Here is a 16,577-nt window from a genome sequence, read left to right as displayed (position 1 = left end):
CCATTAGTTGTCAGTTCTCTCCGGGCAACAACGGGGATTGCCATGCGCATTGATGCCAGGAACCTGCTGGACCGACTGGGCCGCAACGAGTTCGCCTACAAGGAATTCGAGGATCGTTTCACCGACCTTGAGCTCTGGCCCATTCTCGAAGCGCTGCTGCGTGATCCGCGCCTCCAGACGCTCGACCAGACGGTGCCCGAAACCCCCGCGGTCGAAACCGCCGAGGCCGGGATCGAGCTGGCCGCCGAGCCGCTCAAGAATCTTTTCAGCCGCTACGAACAGACCGCTTCACCATCGATTGCAAAAGCAGTTGTTGAAGAACCCGTTCGCGATGTACGAGCAATGCTGCGCCATCTGTCGGACCTTGGCGCCCGGGGGGAAATCTGATGCCGATGATCGTCTGCCACGGTCCCAAGGGGGGCGCCGGGAATACTTTCGTGGCCGCGCACCTGGCGATGGGCCTTTCCGCCCAGGGTGCCGAAGTCACGGTGCTGACGCTGGCCCCGCGCGATTCGATGCCGCTGCACTTCGGCCTCTCGCCCGCAACCTCTCTGCCCGCCCTCACCGCGCCGGCTGACGAAGCCGTTCTCGTCGGCGGGATCAACCTGCGCAGCTGGCGCCGGGCTTCCGAAGACCTGGACTTCGTGCCGATGCTGGGCGATCTCGGATATCTCCAGCCCGGCAAGGACCGCGTACTGGTGGTGGACGTGCCCTCGGGCGATACCCGCGTGGCGCGCCGGCTGATCGAACATGCCTGCGCCCATGTCTGCACGATCAATGCCCAGCCCGATACGCTGGCGATGCTGCCGCAGGTCTTCGGGGAAGCCGGCGTCGAAGGTCTTGCCCGCACCGCCTTCGTCATCAACGCCCTCGACGAGACGCGCCGCCTCGGCCGCCACGGCGCGGCGTTCATCCGCGAACTGGCCGGACCGCGGCTGATCGGCCGCATCCGCCTCGACGAAGCGGTGCCGGAAGCCATGGCCATGCTGCAGCCGCTGAGCCGTTATGCCCCCGCCAGCGTCGCGCTCACCGATGCCCAGCAGATCGCCGAAGCCGTGACGCCCTCGCTCGAATCGACTTCGCGCGCATGGATCGCCCCTGCCGAGAGCCGCGCCGCATGATCCAGAAGCTCGTTTCGCACCGCGCCATACCTTACCTTGCGATCCTGCCGATCGCGCTGATCGCCGCCATGGTGATCGGCGTACCGCTCGACAACAACGCGCAATGGGTGTTCGCGGGCGTCACGATCTTCGGGACCCTGATCCTCAAGCGCTGGCCCGGCCGCAAGGGCTCGCTGGCGCTCGGCCTGCTCGCGGTGCTGATGTCCACGCGTTACATGTTCTGGCGCACGACGCAGACGCTGGCCTTCGGCACCTTGCCCGAATTCCTGTTCGGCACCGGCCTCTACCTCGCCGAACTCTACGCCTGGGTGATCCTGATCCTCGGCTTCATCCAGACGAGCTGGCCGCTTGACCGGCCAGTCATCGAACCGAAGGGCGAACCCGAGACCTGGCCCACGGTCGACATCTACATTCCGACCTACAACGAAAGCCTCGACATCGTGCGCAACACGGTGTTCGCGGCGATGGATCTCGACTATCCGGTCGACCGGTACCGCATCTTCATTCTCGACGATGGAAAGCGCGCGGAATTCCGCGCTTTCGCCAAGGAAGCGGGATGCGGCTACCTCACCCGCGACAACAACCTGCACGCCAAGGCGGGCAACCTCAACGCGGCCATGAAGAAGACCGACGGCGAACTGATCGCCATCTTCGACTGCGACCACGTTCCCACCCGCGCCTTCCTCCAGCTCACCGTCGGCTGGTTCCAGACCGACCCCCGCCTCGCCCTGCTGCAGACGCCGCACCACATGTATTCGCCCGATCCGGTGCAGCGTAACCTCGCCTCCACCATGGGCGACATGCCCGGCGAGGGCGACCTGTTCTACGGCCCGGTGCAGGGCGGCAACGACTTGTGGAACGCCACCTTCTTCTGCGGTTCCTGCGCGATCATCCGCCGCGAGGCGCTGGAGGAAACCAACGGTTTCGCGGGCGAAACCGTTACCGAGGACGCCCATACCGCGCTCAAGCTCCAGCGCACCGGATGGAACACCGCCTATATCAGCGCGCGCCTGTCCGCCGGGCTTGCCACCGAGCGCCTCGTCCTTCACGTCGGCCAGCGCATCCGCTGGGCGCGCGGCATGACGCAGATCCTGCGCATCGACTGCCCCCTGCTCGGCCGCGGCCTGACCTGGCAGCAGCGCCTCTGCTACCTGAACGCCATGCTGCACTTCCAGTACCCGCTGCCGCGCATCGCCTTCCTGACCAGTCCGCTCGCCTATCTGATCTTCGGCCAGAACATCATCCAGGCCTCGGCCTCGCTCATCTTCGCTTATGCGATGCCGCACCTGTTCTGCTCCTCCGTGGCGAACGAGCGCACGCAAGGCGGCGATCGCCGGCCGTTCTGGGGCGAAGTCTACGAAACCATTCTCGCCTTCCATCTCGTCAAGCCGACGCTGATGACCTGGATCCAGCCGCGCAAGGGCAAGTTCAACGTGACCGACAAGGGCTCCCTGCTGGACAAGACCTATTTCGACTGGGCGATCGTGCGGCCGCACCTGATCTGCATCGGCCTGCTCGTGGGCGGCATCCTGCTGGCCGTCGTGAAATGGGCGTTCTTCCCTTACATGTTCAACATCCAGACCGATACGCTGGTGCTGAACTGCGCCTGGGCGACCTTCAGCCTCATCATCCTGCTGGCCGCCGTATCGGTGGCGCGCGAAACCCGGCAGGCCCGCCAGGACATCCGCATCCCGGTTCCCCTGCCGGTGACCGCCTATCTCGATTCCGGTCACGTCCTTTCGGCCACCACGATCGACATCTCGATGGGCGGCGCTGCCCTTGCGCTGCCGGCAGAGCTTCCCGTTCGCGACGTGAATGTCAGCCATATCACTCTGGCGATGGGCGACGAAGTGCTGTCGATCCCGGTGGAAACCGTGCGTTCCAATGGCAGCAATGCCTACGTTCGCTTCGAAAAGCTGGACATGCTGGCCGGACGCCACCTCGTGCGCGCGGTCATGGGCCGCGCAGACGCCTGGCAGCCCACCGGCCCTCATGCCCAGGTCAGCGGCCTGCGATCTCTGGCTGACATCATCCTTGTCGACATGGTAACGATCAAGCGCATGTTGCGTCTCAATTTTTCCGAACGTCGGGCCATGGCCGCGATCGCCGCCCGCACCCCTCCCGCGCCAGCCGAAAAGCCAGCGAAGAAGGAAGCGAAGAACCGTTCGCTCGTCCCGCTCGCCAAGGCCGCGGCAGTGGCAGGCGCGCTGGCGCTCGGCGTGGCGACGATCGTGCTGGGCAGCAGGGAAGTCCACGCGGCTCCCGTCGCCAATGCCGCAGTCACAGCCGCTCCCGCGTCCGGCGCGGATGCCGTTGACGCCCCCCGGGGCGGCATCGGCGAACGCCTTACGCTCAAGGACATGCGAATCACCCGTCCGATTCGCCTGCTCGGCACGCAGGGTGAAATCGGCATCCCCTTCGGCATGCGTCAGGACCGCATCGTCACCTCGGCGGTCCTGACCCTGCAGATGGCCTGGTCGCCGATGATGCTCGACGACATGACTCACCTCGTGGTGATCGTGAACGGGGAAGTCGTGCAGACCCTGCCGCTCACCCGCGCCGATTCCGGTGGTCAGGTACTGCGCATTCCGGTCAACGCGGCGCTTCTGCTGCCAGGCGACAACCAGCTGAACCTGCGCCTCGTCGGCCATTATGCCCGGGACTGCGAAGATCCGTTCAACTCGGTGCTCTGGGCCAATATCAGCAACACCCGCTCGTGGCTCGATCTCGAGTACCAGCCGCTGACGTTCCAGCCGGACCTGTCGCGCCTGCCTCTGCCCTTCTTTGACAAGGGCCAGAACGTGCCGCTGCGCATGCCCTTCGTATTCGCCGGGCAGCCGCACAAGGGTGAACTGGAAGCGGCGGCGGCAACCGCCTCTTGGCTCGGTTCGCTGGCCTCCTATCGCGGGTTCTCGTTCAAGCCGGTCTTCGGCGCGCTGCCCAGGGGCAATGCCGTGGTCTTCCTCAAGGCCGGCCAGTCGATCCCCGGCCTCGACATCGCCGCCCCCACCGGCCCCACCGCGATGGCCTTGCGCAACCCCGCCGATCCCAACGGAACCCTGCTGGTCCTCACCGGCCGCAACGACGCCGACCTGCGCGTGGCAGCAGGCGCCGTGGCGCTCGGACGCGGCGTGTTCGGCGGCCAGCGCATGTCCTTCGACGGCGTGCGTATCCCCGCCTGGCCGCGCTACGGCGCCCTGCGCTGGATTTCGACGGACAAGCCGGTGCAACTCGGCAAGATCATGCCCGCCTATGCTCTTCAGGGCATGGGCTTCCGCCCCGGCGCGCTGAGTGCCAGCTTCCGCGTCGCGCCAGATCTGTTCTTCTGGCCCCGCGAAGGCGGCCGCCTGAACCTGGGCTATCGCTATCCGGTGGCCCAGTGGCTGGACCAGCGGGCCTCGCGCCTCGATGTCTCGCTGAACGGCCAGTACCTCAAGACGCTGCCGCTCAGCTCCACCTGGTGGGGCAACCTGTTCGGTTCTTCCGGTGCGAAGAACCAGGATTCCACCGCCACGGTCGTGCTGCCGCGCTATAACCTGTTCGGCCAGAACGAGCTGACGCTCGACTACAACCTGATCATCGCCGACAAGAAGAAGTGCACCGGCACCCTTCCCGAGAACGTGCGCACCTCGATCGACCCCACCAGCACGATCGACCTGACCTCGGCCTATCACGCCATCATGATGCCCGACCTTGCGACATTCGCTGGCGCCGGCTTCCCGTTCACGGCGGCACCGGACCTTGCCGAGACGACCGTCCTGATGGCGGCGAACCCGTCGTCCGCCTCGGTCGAGGCCTTCCTGAACCTGATGGGCCGATTCGGCGATTCCACCGGCGTTCCGGTCACCGGCATCACCGTGACATCCTCGGTCGATCCGGGCGATCTGCAGGACCAGGACGTGCTCGTGGTCGGCGGCGTCGAACTCGCCTCTGCCGGCTCTCTCTTCGAGAAGTCGCCGGTGCGCTACGTGAACGGCCACCTCGAAGTCACCGAACGTTCGCCGCTCCAGTATGCCACCTCGTTCTTCGGCGGCACCGAGCACGACGATCCGATGGCCGCCGCGCCGCTGGTCTACAACGCACGCGGGTTCTCCGGCATCGTCAGCTTCCGTTCGCCGTTCTCCTCGGACCGCACCGTCGTTGCCCTGATGGCCGACAATGCCGCTGCCCTGCCCGCGCTCGTGGACGGCATGTCGGACGTGAAGATCAACGCCGCCATCCAGGGCGACCTCGCGGTCACCAAGGGCGACGGCATGACAAGCTTCGCCATCGGCGACCGCTACTGGGTCGGCTCGCTGCCGGTCTGGATGAAGCTGGCCTACTGGTTCAGCCAGCGTCCGATGCTGATGGGCCTGTTCTCGCTCCTGCTCGCGGCGATCCTCGCCGGTCCGACCTACCTGTACTTCCGTCGCCAGGCGCAGCGCCGCCTCGGCAACCAGGACGAAACCGCATGACTTCCGCGATGACGACCCGCCTGCGCCTCGTCGCGCTCGCCCTGCTCTTGTCGACGGCGACGACGGGTATCTCCCACGCACAGGCGGCGGGCGTCGATGCGCTGCTGCAGCAGGCGAAGTACTGGCGCTCGAAGGGCCGCGAAGACCTTGCCCAGCAGGCCCTGCGCCGCGCCAAGGCGCTTGATCCCGGCAGTGCGGCGGTGTCTCAGGCGATGAACGCCGCCCCTGCCCCGGCGCCCAGGCCGGCTCCCAAGCCTGCGGCCAGAACCGCCACGGCAACAAAGCCCGCGCCCGTGCGCTCCCAGGCTCCCGCACAGAGCCAGCCCGCGCGGGTCGCGGCCGCACCGGCGCGCAGTGCTCCGGCGCCCACCACTTCCGCAAATCGCGCCGGTCAGGCCCGCGTCGCCGGTTTCGACGCGCTGGAAGACGGCAACCTTGCGTCCGCCGCCAACCAGTTCCAGCGCGCCCTGTCCGTCAATTCGCGCGATCCCGACGCGCTGGGCGGCCTCGGACTCGTTCGCCTGCGCGAAAGCCAGTTCGCCGAGGCCGCAAACCTGCTCGAACAGGCATCGCGCTACGGCAAGGCAAGCCAGTGGGCCGAAGGGCTTTCCTCCGCCCGCTTCTTCGCCGGCATGGCCGATGCCCGCAACTTCGTGGCCCAGGGCCGTCTTGCCGATGCGCAATCCGTCGCCGAGGGACTGATCCGCTCGGGCTACAAGGAACCGGCACCCGCTCTCGAACTGCTGGCGGACGTTTACGAGAAGCAGGGCCGCTACGCCGATGCCGCCGACCTCTACCGGCAGGCCAGCCAGGGCGGCGGCTCGGACGACAGGCGTCTCCAGATGCGCGCCGCCCGCGGCCGCGCACTTGCCGCTGCCGCAAACGGCGATGACATGGGCGCCACCCGCGAATTCCAGAACGGCCTCGTGCTCGACCCGGAAGATCCGTGGATCCGCTACGAATTCGCCGAATTCCAGATCAAGCGCGGCCGCATTCCCGAAGCGGAATCGCTGCTCCGCTCGCTGGTCAACAAGGGGCAGCCGGACGCGCTTTACGCCGCGGCCCTCATCAATGCCGACCTCGGCCGCTCGACCGAGGCCGCCCGCCTGATCGACATGATCCCCGAAACGCAGCGCACCGCGCCGATGCGCAGCTTCGCGATCGGCGTGAAAACAGACAGCGCGATCGCCCGCGCCAAGGCGATGGCCGCGCAGGGCCAGCAGGCACAGGCCCTCGCCTCGCTGCGCCAGCTTGGAGCGATGAACGCTGTCCCGGTCGGCAAGCAGGCAGCGATCGCCAATGCGCTCTACGATCTGGGCGATGCGCAAGGCGCAGCCTCGGTCGCGGAAAACGCGATGCAGGGGCAGGTCTCCGGCATCGACGATTACGAGGGGCTCATCGGCGTGCTCGCCCGTGTCGGGCGTGACGATCTGGCGCAGCAGGCGCTGCAACGCGCGAGCACGCTGGCCGGCAGCTCGGCCGAAGGGCAGCAGGCCTATGGCCGGATGAACGCCGCGCTGCTGGTCAGCCAGGCCGACCGTTCGCGTCAGGCCGGCCGCTTTGCCGAAGCATTCGATGTCCTGCAAAGCGCCTACAGCGCCGCGCCGGACAACATGGAAGTCCTCGCCGGGCTCGCCCGCCTTTACCAGAGCGGCCAGATGCCCGCCCGCGCCGCGCAGACCTGGCAGCTCGTCCTGGCCCGCAAGCCGGGCGACAAGGAAGCGCTGCTGGGCCTCGCCGACACGGCGCAGGCGGCCGGTGACGGCGATCTTTCGCGCCGCGCCCAGAACGACGTGCTCCGCGCCTTCCCGCAGGACTACCAGGTTCGCCTCTCGCTCGCCAATGTCGAGCGTGCCCGCGGGAACGACCGCGCCGCCATGAGCATGCTCAAGGACGCGCGCAATCTCTATGCGCGCAGTCAGGGCGGAACCTCGATCGACGGCCTGGCCGGCGGCAATCCGTTCGCGGCGATGACCCCGGCCGGCGGTTCCAATCCCTTCCGGGACAGGGCGCCGATCGCACCCCAGCAGGTCAATCCCTTCGCTCTCGGCGGCGGCACCCGCCTTCCCGCGGCCCAGACCAGCTACGGCGCTGCCGGAGCGCCTGCCGCTTACGGCGCACCTGCTGCCTACGGCGCTTCAACCGGTTACGCCGCCGCTCCAAGCTATGGCAGCGCGCCAGGCTACGGCAGCACGGCGAACTACGGCAGCGCTGCCATGGCCGCGCCCTCGGCGCCATACCCCGTCACCGGCGGTTACGGCGATGCCGGGATGGACGCGCCCACCACGACCTATTCCGCCGATCCGGTCATGGCGCAGATCCAGTCCCAGATCGCCTCGCTGGCGCAGGATTCCGGCCCCCGCGTCGATGTGGAGACCGGTTATCGCCAGCGTTCGGGTGAAAAGGGCCTGAGCCAGCTCGATGAGATCAAGGGTTCGGCCCGTTTCTCCACCGACGCACCCGGCGGCCGCTTCTACGCCAAGGCGGAAGCCTCCGTCATCGATGCCGGAACCCCCAACCGCTCGGGACAGGCCCGTTTCGGCCGGAACGCCACGATCGAGGCCCAGGCCATTGTCGACGAAGTGCCCTCGGTCTTCCCGACGACCGAAACGCAGAATGCCTCCGGCGTGGCCTTTTCGGCCGGTTACGAGAGCGACAGCGTCCAGGTCGAGGGCGGTACCACGCCGGTCGGCATGGGCAAGACCAAGCCGACCTTCCGCGCGGCGGTCTCCCCGAAAGTCGGCGAGGCGCTTCGCCTGACCGCCTTTGCAGAGCACAAGCCGGTGACGGACAGCATCGTCTCCTACGCCGGCACCCGCGATCCGGTTACGGGCGAGCGCTGGGGTCAGGTCATGCGCACGGCAGGCGGCGCGGGCATGTCCTACGACCATGAGGGCAGCGGTGTTTACGCAGAGGGCCGCTATTACCGCTTCCGCGGCACCAATGTCGCCCGCAACGACGGTTTCGAGGCGAATGTCGGTGGCTATCTGCGCGCCTATCGCGGCCAGCACTCGGCGCTCACCGTCGGCCTCAACGTGAATTACCAGGGCTACGACAAGAGCCAGAACTACTTCACGTTCGGACACGGCGGCTATTTCAGCCCGCAGACCTTCATCAGCGTCGGCTTCCCGGTGAACTACACCATGGAAGACGACCGGATCGACCTGCGAGCCTCGTTCACGCCCGGTTTCCAGAGCTACAGCCAGGATCAGACGGCGCTCTACCCGCTCGATCCCACGCTTCAGGCCCAGCTTGACGCGCTCAAGGCCGAAAACAACGACGTGCGTTCGTATTATGACAGCATCAGCAAGACCGGCTTCGCGCTGTCGAGCGATGTCTCGCTGTACTACAAGATCAGTCCGACGACCCGCATCGGCGGCGAGGCGAGTTACAATACCTTCGGATCTTATGACGAGTTCCGGAGCTTATTGGGCGTGAGACAGAATTTCGGGAGCACCGGCCGATGAAATTGCAGGCATTTCCCTCGCCCAAGCAGGAGGGCGAACAGATCGGCGCCGGCGGCCTCGCGCTGTTCGCCGCGATGGCTGCGGCCGAAGTGTGCGAAGGCGCGCCCACCGCTCAGGCACGCGGGTTCTTCGCCGCGATCGGCAAGCGCATGGCCGTGCTCGAACCGCTCGAAGGCGTCAGCGACGCAGCCGTGCTCTGCGCCCGCATCAACGGCTTCTGGCAGGATCTCGGCTGGGGCGAGGTCGAACTCGCCGTGGGGGACGATGCGATCGTGGTCCATCATCGCAACCTTCCCAAATCGATCACCCCCGATCCGCAAGGCCATTGGGGCACGATGATGCTCGGACTGCTCGAAGGCGCCTACGACGGATGGTTCCGGGTCCTGGGCAGCGGCCCCGCCCTGCACACGACGGCCCGCTGGCAGGGTGACGTCGTCGAACTCCGGCACGGCCGCTGAACGGTAGGGAACCGCACGTCATGAGCATTCTCGGCTCCGGCCACGCGATCGACCGCCGCAACTTCACTCTGGGGCTCATGCTGGCGATGACGGCTGCCTGCAACACCGATGCGCAAAGCCGCTCTCCGGCCCACGATGCGAACTGGCGCAGCTATCGCGACATGTACATGAGGCCGGAAGGCCGGATCGTGGATACCGGCAACAACGGCGTCAGCCACAGCGAAGGCCAGAGCTACGGCCTCCTGCTCGCCTACAAGGCCGGCGACGCCGAAGCCTTCGAGAAGATCGCGAGCTGGACCCAGTCCTACCTCTCGCGCACCGACGTGGCGCTCCATGCCTGGCGCTACGATCCCAATTCGCCCAACCCCGTGGCGGACCAGAACAACGCCACCGATGGCGACCTCGTGATCGCCTGGGCGCTCGGCATGGCCGGACAGCGCTGGAACCGCGGCGACTACAGCGCGCGCGCCGCGCAGATTCGCGCCGCCATCCGCAGCCGCTGCGTGATCGAGCGCCACAACCGCCGCCTGCTGCTGCCGGGCCTCCAAGGGTTCGTGAACGGCACCGAAGTGACGCTTAACCCGTCCTACTTCGTCTGGCCCGCGCTCGACGCTTTCGCCAAGCTCGATGGACAGTCCGTCTGGGGGCCGGTGATTACCGACAGTGAGGCGATCACCCGCCTCTCCCGTTTCGGAACCCACCGCCTGCCGTCCGACTGGATCGTGGTCAGCGCGCCCGATCAGGTCGCCCCCGCCCGGGACAAGCCGCCGCGCTTCGGTTACGACGCGATCCGCGTGCCGCTCTATGCCGCGCTGGGCGGCAGGCAGGCGCTGGTGCCCGATATCGCGGCATACTGGCGCGCTTGCCTGGCGGCGAACAAGCCGATCCCGGCGTGGGTGGACGTGGTCACCGGGGAAGAGGCGAACTACGCGCTCTCGGCCGGCGGAGCAGCGGTAGCCGGGCGGCTGCTTGGCACGGCGCAGCCTTCGCAACTCGTGAACGACTACTTCGCCGCCTCGCTGCAAATGCTGGCACGCTACTGACAGATGTCGGGCGTTCTCCGGTGGAGGGCGTTTGACGTATAGGACAGGCAGATTTCGTCCCAAATCTTCGTTTTTAGTCGCAAATTGTCGCACTTGCGAAAACCCGGCTTGCGGGCGGCAACAATTGGCTGAATAGCAGCGCCGATGCGATTTCAGACGGTGCGCGACTTGAAAATCACGAGTTCTTCCCTTGCGGCAGGCCCCCTGCTGCGTCAGACCGGTCTGGTTCTGGCATCCGTTGTCTTTCTCGCTGCCTGTTCGGGCGGAGAGAAGAAGGATGACAAGCGCCCAGCCGCGCAAGTCGGCTATATCGTGGCCCAGCCTTCCGCCGTGCCGCTCGCCGTCACGCTCAGCGGTCGCACCGTCGCTTTCGAAACCAGCGAAGTCCGCCCACAGGTCACCGGGGTCATCGTAAAGCGCCTCTTTACCGAGGGGAGCATGGTGCGCGCGGGACAGCCGCTCTACCAGATCGACCCGAGCCTCTACCGCGCCGCCGTGAACCAGGCTCAGGCGGACCTTTCCAGCGCCCGCGCCACCGCCGAAGCCGCTTCGGCCAAGGCCAACCGGTACAAGCCGCTTGCCGACATGGAAGCGGTTGCCCGGCAGGACTACATCGACGCGCTCGCCACCGCACGCTCGGCCAGGGCCTCGATTGCGCAGAACGCCGCCACGCTCGATACGGCGAGGATCAACTTGCGCTTCACCACCGTGCCCGCGCCGATCAGCGGCCGCATCGGCCGCTCGCTCTCGACCGTGGGCGCGCTTGCCAGCGCCAGCCAGACCGATCCGCTGGCGGTGATCCAGCGCATGGACCCGATCTACGTGGACATGCAGCAATCCGCCGCGGACATCACGGCCCTGCGCCGCAAGCTCGCCGCGGGCGGGGTCAATCCCGGCAGCACCCAAGTTCACCTGAAGTTCGACGACGGCACGCAATATGCCTCGGCGGGCACCGTCCAGTTCTCCGAAGTCACCGTGGACCAGGACACCGGCACCGTAACCCTGCGCGCCAGCTTCCCCAACCCGGACGGTCTGCTGCTGCCGGGCATGTTCGTTTCGGCCGTGTTCGACCAGGCGACCGATCCCAGCGCCTACCTGGTGCCGCAGAACGCTGTCCAGCGGGACTTCGACGGTTCGGCCTATGTCATGGTCGTCGGCGCGGACAACAAGGCCGCACGCCGCAAGGTCAGCGCCGATCGCACGCAAGGCACGAACACCGTCGTGACGTCCGGCCTCCAGAAGGGCGACAAGGTCATCGTCCAGGGCCTGAACGGACTGAAGCAGGGTGCCGATATCCAGCCGGTAGCGGCGTCGAGCCCGCAGAAGGTCGTCCCCTCGTCAGGCAAGGCCGGCGAAGGCCAGTCTTCCGGCAAGGGTCGCTGAGCCTCCCATGTCACGCATCTTCATCGACCGGCCGATCTTCGCCTGGGTTCTCGCCATCATCGTCATGCTGGCGGGTCTTGGCGCGCTGGCCTTCCTGCCGAACGAGCAGTACCCGGACATCGCGCCCACGCAGGTCAATATCCGCGCCACCTACAACGGCGCCTCGGCCGAGACGATCGAGAACAGCGTCACCCAGATCATCGAGCAGCAACTGACCGGGATCGACGGCCTGCTCTACTTCAGTTCGCAATCCTCCAACCGCGGTCAGGCGACGATCAGCGCCGTCTTCGCCAAGGGCACCGACCCGGACATTGCGCAGGTCCAGGTGCAGAACAAGGTGCAGTCCGCGCTGTCCCGCCTCCCGCAGGCGGTGCAGAGCCAGGGCGTCACGGTCACCAAGTCCAACCCCGACCAGCTCCTGCTCGTTGCCGTCTATGACGAGACCGACGGCCGTTCGAACCAGGACGTTTCGGACTACCTCACCTCGAACATCCAGGACCCGCTCTCGCGCATCGAAGGCGTGGGCGACGTCAACGTGTTCGGCGCGCCGCACGCGATGCGCATCTGGCTCGATCCCACCAAGCTCGCCGCCGTCGGGCTCATGCCCAGCGACGTGACTTCTGCGATCACCGCGCAGAACACCGAAGTCGCCGCCGGCGAGATCGGCGGCCTGCCCGCGCCGCAGGATCAGGCAATCGACGCCATCGTCACCGCCGGTTCGCGCCTGCAGACGGCCGAGCAGTTCCGCAACATCGTGCTCAAGACCAATAGCGACGGTTCGGCGGTAACCATCGGCGATGTCGCCCGCGTGGAAATCGGCGCCGAGAACTACAGCTCGATCAGCCGGATCAACGGCCACCCCGGCGCCGGCATCTCGATCTCGCTTTCGCCCGGCGCCGACGCGCTGGCGACCGCCGAACTGGTGAAGGCGGCCATGAGCGAGCTGGCGCAGGGCATGCCGGACGGCCTCGGCTATACTTACGGCAACGATTCCACCTCGTTCATCAAGCTCTCGGTCGCCGAAGTCGAGAAGGCGCTGTTCGAAGCGATCGTGCTCGTCGTCATCGTGATGTTCGTGTTCCTGCAGAGCTGGCGCGCCACGCTGATCCCCGCGATCGCGGTTCCGGTCGTCCTCCTCGGCACCTTCGCGGTGTTCTATGTTGCGGGATTCTCGATCAACACGCTGACCCTGTTCGGGCTCGTGCTCGCGATCGGGCTTCTGGTCGATGACGCGATTGTCGTCGTCGAGAACGTCGAGCGACTGCTTGAGGAAAATCCGGGGATGTCGCCGCGCGAGGCGACCATCAAGTCGATGGAGGAAATTCAGGTCGCACTGGTCGCCATCGCCCTCGTGCTGTCGGCGGTTTTCCTGCCCATGGCGTTCTTCGGCGGATCGACCGGCGTGATCTACCGCCAGTTCTCGCTGACGATCGTGGTCGCCATGGTGCTTTCCGTGCTCGTTGCGCTGATCCTGAGCCCGGCTCTGACCGCCACGCTGCTCAAGGCGAAGTCGCACGAGGAAGCCGGCCCCAACTGGATCGAGCGTAACCTGCCCTGGCTGGCAAGGCTGTGGGAACGCTTCCACACCGGCTTCGACCGCGGCTTCGAGCGCATGACCAATGCCTATGCGCACCGGGTGGAGCGCGTCGTCGAGCACAAGTGGCGCTGGCTTGCCCTGTTCCTGATCGCCTGCGTCGCCACTTTCATGCTGTTCCAGCGCCTGCCCACCGGCTTCCTGCCTAACGAGGACCAGGGCACGATCATGGTCCAGTGGCGCCTTCCCGCCGGCTCGCCGCGCACGCGCACGGAAGAAGTCCAGCGACAGGTCGAGAACTATTTCAAGACTTATGAGAAGGCCAATGTCGCCAGCATGTTCACGCTCTCGGGAGGCGGACAGGGTGCGGCGGGGCAGAACACCGGCCAGGCCTTCGTCACGCTGGTCGACTGGGAGGAGCGGCCCGGTTCCAAGAACACGGCCGATGCCATCGTCCAGCGGGCCAACGGCGCATTCCGCAACTTGCGCGACGCGCAGGTCTTCACGCTGGTTCCGGGCGCGATCCGCGGGCTGGGGTCGTCCTCCGGCTTCACCATGGAATTCCAGAACCGCAGCGGCATGAGCCGCACCGAATTCCAGAAGGCGCGTGACGAACTTCTCGCCAAGGCGACCGCCGACGATCGCCTGACGAACGTGCGCCTGAGCGATCTTCCCGACGTTGCAACGCTGAAGATCAACTCCAACACCCGCGCGCTCACGACTTACGGCCTCACCGCCGCCAATGCCAACTCCACGCTGCAGACGGCGTGGGGCGGCACTTACGTCAACGACTTCATCGACAAGGGCCGCGTGAAGCGCGTCTACGTTCAGGGCGACGCCCAGTTCCGCTCGCGCCCGGAAGACCTTTCCAACTGGTTCGTGCGCGGCACGAGCGGCCAGATGGTACCCTTCTCAGCTTTCTCGACGATCAGCTGGTCCACCGCGCCCAGCACGTCCTCGCGCTTCAACGGTCTCCAGGCCTATGAATTCTCGGGCAGCCCCTCGGCAGGCGTGAGTTCCGGCACCGCGATGGACGTGATGGAGGAACTCGCCAGCCAGGTGCCCGGCACCGCCGTGGCCTGGGCCGGTTCCTCCTATCAGGAGCGGCTGTCCTCGGGCCAGGCACCGCTGCTCTACGCGCTTTCGCTGCTGGTGGTGTTCCTGTGCCTTGCCGCGCTTTACGAAAGCTGGTCGATCCCGATCGCGGTCATCCTCGTCATTCCGCTCGGCCTGCTGGGCGCGATCCTCGCGGTGACGCTGCGCGGGCTCGAGAACGACGTCTATCTCCAGATCGGCCTGCTGACGACGATGGGCCTCGCCGCGAAGAACGCCATCCTGATGATCGAATTCGCCGAACAGGCCGAACGTCAGGGCAAGCGCGTGATCGAAGCCGCGCTCGAAGCCGCGCGCATCCGCCTGCGTCCGATCCTGATGACGAGCTTCGCGTTCATCTTCGGCGTGGTTCCGCTGGCCGTCGCAAGCGGTGCCGGCGCCAACAGCCGCATCGCCATCGGCACCGCCGTGGTCGGCGGGATGCTGACCGCCACGCTGCTTGCCATCTTCTTCATCCCGCTGTTCTTCGTCCTCGTGCGCCGCGGCGTGCGCGACGGCATTGCCGCCGTCCGCCAGCACCTCCAGCAGCGCCGCGAACGCAAGGGAGACACTGCATGAACCGCCGACTTCGCGCCCTGAAGCTGGCGGCTTGCGCCCTGCCCGCCATGGCCCTCGGCGCCTGTTCGATGGCGCCGAAATACGTGGCGCCAACCCCGCCGGTCCCGGTTTCGTGGCCTGTGGGCGATGCCTATCTCTCGCAGAGCGAGGCCGCGCTGCCGCTGGTTTCCTATTCGGAAATCTTCCGCGACCGCCGCCTGCAGTCGCTCGTCGAACAGGCGCTGATCAACAACCGCGACTTGCGCGTCGCCGCCGCGAACGTTGCCGCCGCCCGTGCTCAGGTTCGCGTCACCCGCGCCAACCAGTTCCCGGCGATCGGGCTGTCGGGTTCCGCAGCCCGCACCGAGGCAGGCGGCGGTTCCTCGGGCGACGGTTCGAACTATTCCCTGCAAGGCGGCATTTCTAGCTTCGAGCTGGACCTGTTCGGCAAGCTCGCCAATGCCACGCAGGCCCAGCGCGACACGGCCCTGTCCACCGAAGCCGCGGCCCGCACCGTCCGCCTTGGCCTTGTTGCCGACCTCGCACAGGCCTGGGCCAACTATGCCGCCGACCGTGACCTGCTCCAGATCGCGCAGGCCACCGCGGCCAATGCCGAACGCGGCGTCGCGCTCACCGGTGCCCGCCTCAAGGGCGGCGTCGCCCCGCGCACGGACCTGCGGCAGGCGGAACAGGTGCTCGAAACCGCGCGCGGCGATGTCGCCTCGCAGACGACCGCCCTCGCGCAGGACGTGAACGCGATCCGCCTGCTCGTCGGCGCCGATTTCGACGAGAGCCTGCTTCCCGGCAACATCGGCGAAGTGAACCAGTCGCTGGCGGTCCTCCCCGCCGGCACCAGTTCGCAAGTTCTCCTGCGCCGCCCCGACGTGGTGGAAGCCGAATACTCGCTGCGCGCCGCCAATGCCGATATCGGCGTGGCCCGTGCCGAGCTGTTCCCCTCGATCTCGCTGACCGGCCTGCTCGGCTTCGCCAGCGACGCCCTGTCATCGCTGTTCGACAAGGGCGCCTTCGCCGCCACCGGCACGGCATCCGCCACCTGGTCGATCTTCAACGCCGGCGGCCGGACCGCCAACGTCGAAGTCGCCAAGGCGCAGCGCGACGCGGCCCTGGCAACTTACGAAAAGGCCATCCAGACGGCGTTCAGCGAAGTGGCCGATGCGCTGGCCGATCAAGGCACGCTGGCCGAGCGGGTACGCGCAGCCTCCAGCTACACCGAAGCCGCCGCCGATACCGCGCGACTGACCGAGGCCACCTACAGGCAGGGCATCGCCAGTTCGCTCGACAACCTCGATGCGCAGCGCAGTCTCTATACCGCACGGCAGCAGGAAATCGCGGTGCGACTGGCGTTCGCAAGCAACCGGATCACGCTCTACCGCGTGCTCGGCGGGGATCAGGCCACCCCGGCTCAGGACCGATAGGAACGGCAGGCAGGGGTTCGCCCTGCCCGTC

At 66.9% G+C, this 16,577-nt stretch carries 9 protein-coding genes; all 9 read left to right on the top strand.

Translation table 11 applies throughout. From position 1 onward, the window contains the following. The first annotated feature begins 42 nt into the window (after positions 1-42). The 9 genes from ACLIMP_RS09725 to ACLIMP_RS09685 all read left to right on the top strand — a co-directional run bounded on the left by ACLIMP_RS09725 (position 43) and on the right by ACLIMP_RS09685 (position 16,546). On the top strand, positions 43-387 hold the full coding sequence (locus ACLIMP_RS09725; RefSeq protein WP_054441491.1) for a hypothetical protein: 345 nt from the start codon (positions 43-45) through the stop codon (positions 385-387). Further along, positions 387-1,121: a cellulose synthase operon protein YhjQ/BcsQ gene (locus ACLIMP_RS09720; RefSeq protein ID WP_054441489.1), complete on the top strand. Its 735-nt coding sequence runs from the start codon at positions 387-389 to the stop codon at positions 1,119-1,121. Before ACLIMP_RS09725 ends, ACLIMP_RS09720 begins: the two co-directional genes overlap by 1 nt. Then, positions 1,118-5,575, top strand: a complete 4,458-nt coding sequence (gene bcsA, locus ACLIMP_RS09715) for a UDP-forming cellulose synthase catalytic subunit (protein ID WP_324694707.1) — start codon at positions 1,118-1,120, stop codon at positions 5,573-5,575. Before ACLIMP_RS09720 ends, bcsA begins: the two co-directional genes overlap by 4 nt. Next, a complete protein-coding gene (locus tag ACLIMP_RS09710; protein WP_324694705.1) occupies positions 5,572-9,042 on the top strand; it encodes a cellulose biosynthesis protein BcsC in 3,471 nt (1,156 codons plus the stop codon). The genes bcsA and ACLIMP_RS09710 overlap by 4 nt, the downstream gene beginning before the upstream one ends. Next, a complete protein-coding gene (gene bcsD / locus ACLIMP_RS09705) occupies positions 9,039-9,500 on the top strand; it encodes a cellulose biosynthesis protein BcsD (protein WP_185997567.1) in 462 nt (153 codons plus the stop codon). The genes ACLIMP_RS09710 and bcsD overlap by 4 nt, the downstream gene beginning before the upstream one ends. A 20-nt stretch (positions 9,501-9,520) precedes the next feature. Continuing rightward, positions 9,521-10,543 (top strand): family 8 glycosyl hydrolase, encoded by a 1,023-nt coding sequence (locus ACLIMP_RS09700; protein ID WP_054441487.1) that lies wholly within the window; start codon positions 9,521-9,523, stop codon positions 10,541-10,543. Between the two features lie 168 nt (positions 10,544-10,711). After that, positions 10,712-11,926: an efflux RND transporter periplasmic adaptor subunit gene (locus ACLIMP_RS09695; RefSeq protein WP_243692603.1), complete on the top strand. Its 1,215-nt coding sequence runs from the start codon at positions 10,712-10,714 to the stop codon at positions 11,924-11,926. Positions 11,927-11,933: 7 nt separating this feature from the next. Then, positions 11,934-15,131, top strand: coding sequence for an efflux RND transporter permease subunit (locus ACLIMP_RS09690; protein WP_324694698.1), 3,198 nt, complete (start codon positions 11,934-11,936; stop codon positions 15,129-15,131). Further along, a complete protein-coding gene (locus ACLIMP_RS09685) occupies positions 15,128-16,546 on the top strand; it encodes an efflux transporter outer membrane subunit (RefSeq protein WP_324694695.1) in 1,419 nt (472 codons plus the stop codon). Before ACLIMP_RS09690 ends, ACLIMP_RS09685 begins: the two co-directional genes overlap by 4 nt. Positions 16,547-16,577: the final 31 nt, after the last annotated feature.

The organism is Novosphingobium aeonii (assembly GCF_052279045.1).
Classification (GTDB): Bacteria; Pseudomonadota; Alphaproteobacteria; order Sphingomonadales; family Sphingomonadaceae; genus Novosphingobium.
Note: the sequence above shows the minus strand (reverse complement) of the source record. Positions and strands in the feature narration are given on the sequence as shown.

Coding starts and splice junctions, on each gene's coding strand:
- ACLIMP_RS09725 (WP_054441491.1), top strand. CDS start 43: ATGCGCATTGATGCCAGGAACCTGCTGGACCGACTGGGCCGCAACGAG.
- ACLIMP_RS09720 (WP_054441489.1), top strand. CDS start 387: ATGCCGATGATCGTCTGCCACGGTCCCAAGGGGGGCGCCGGGAATACT.
- bcsA (WP_324694707.1), top strand. CDS start 1,118: ATGATCCAGAAGCTCGTTTCGCACCGCGCCATACCTTACCTTGCGATC.
- ACLIMP_RS09710 (WP_324694705.1), top strand. CDS start 5,572: ATGACTTCCGCGATGACGACCCGCCTGCGCCTCGTCGCGCTCGCCCTG.
- bcsD (WP_185997567.1), top strand. CDS start 9,039: ATGAAATTGCAGGCATTTCCCTCGCCCAAGCAGGAGGGCGAACAGATC.
- ACLIMP_RS09700 (WP_054441487.1), top strand. CDS start 9,521: ATGAGCATTCTCGGCTCCGGCCACGCGATCGACCGCCGCAACTTCACT.
- ACLIMP_RS09690 (WP_324694698.1), top strand. CDS start 11,934: ATGTCACGCATCTTCATCGACCGGCCGATCTTCGCCTGGGTTCTCGCC.
- ACLIMP_RS09685 (WP_324694695.1), top strand. CDS start 15,128: ATGAACCGCCGACTTCGCGCCCTGAAGCTGGCGGCTTGCGCCCTGCCC.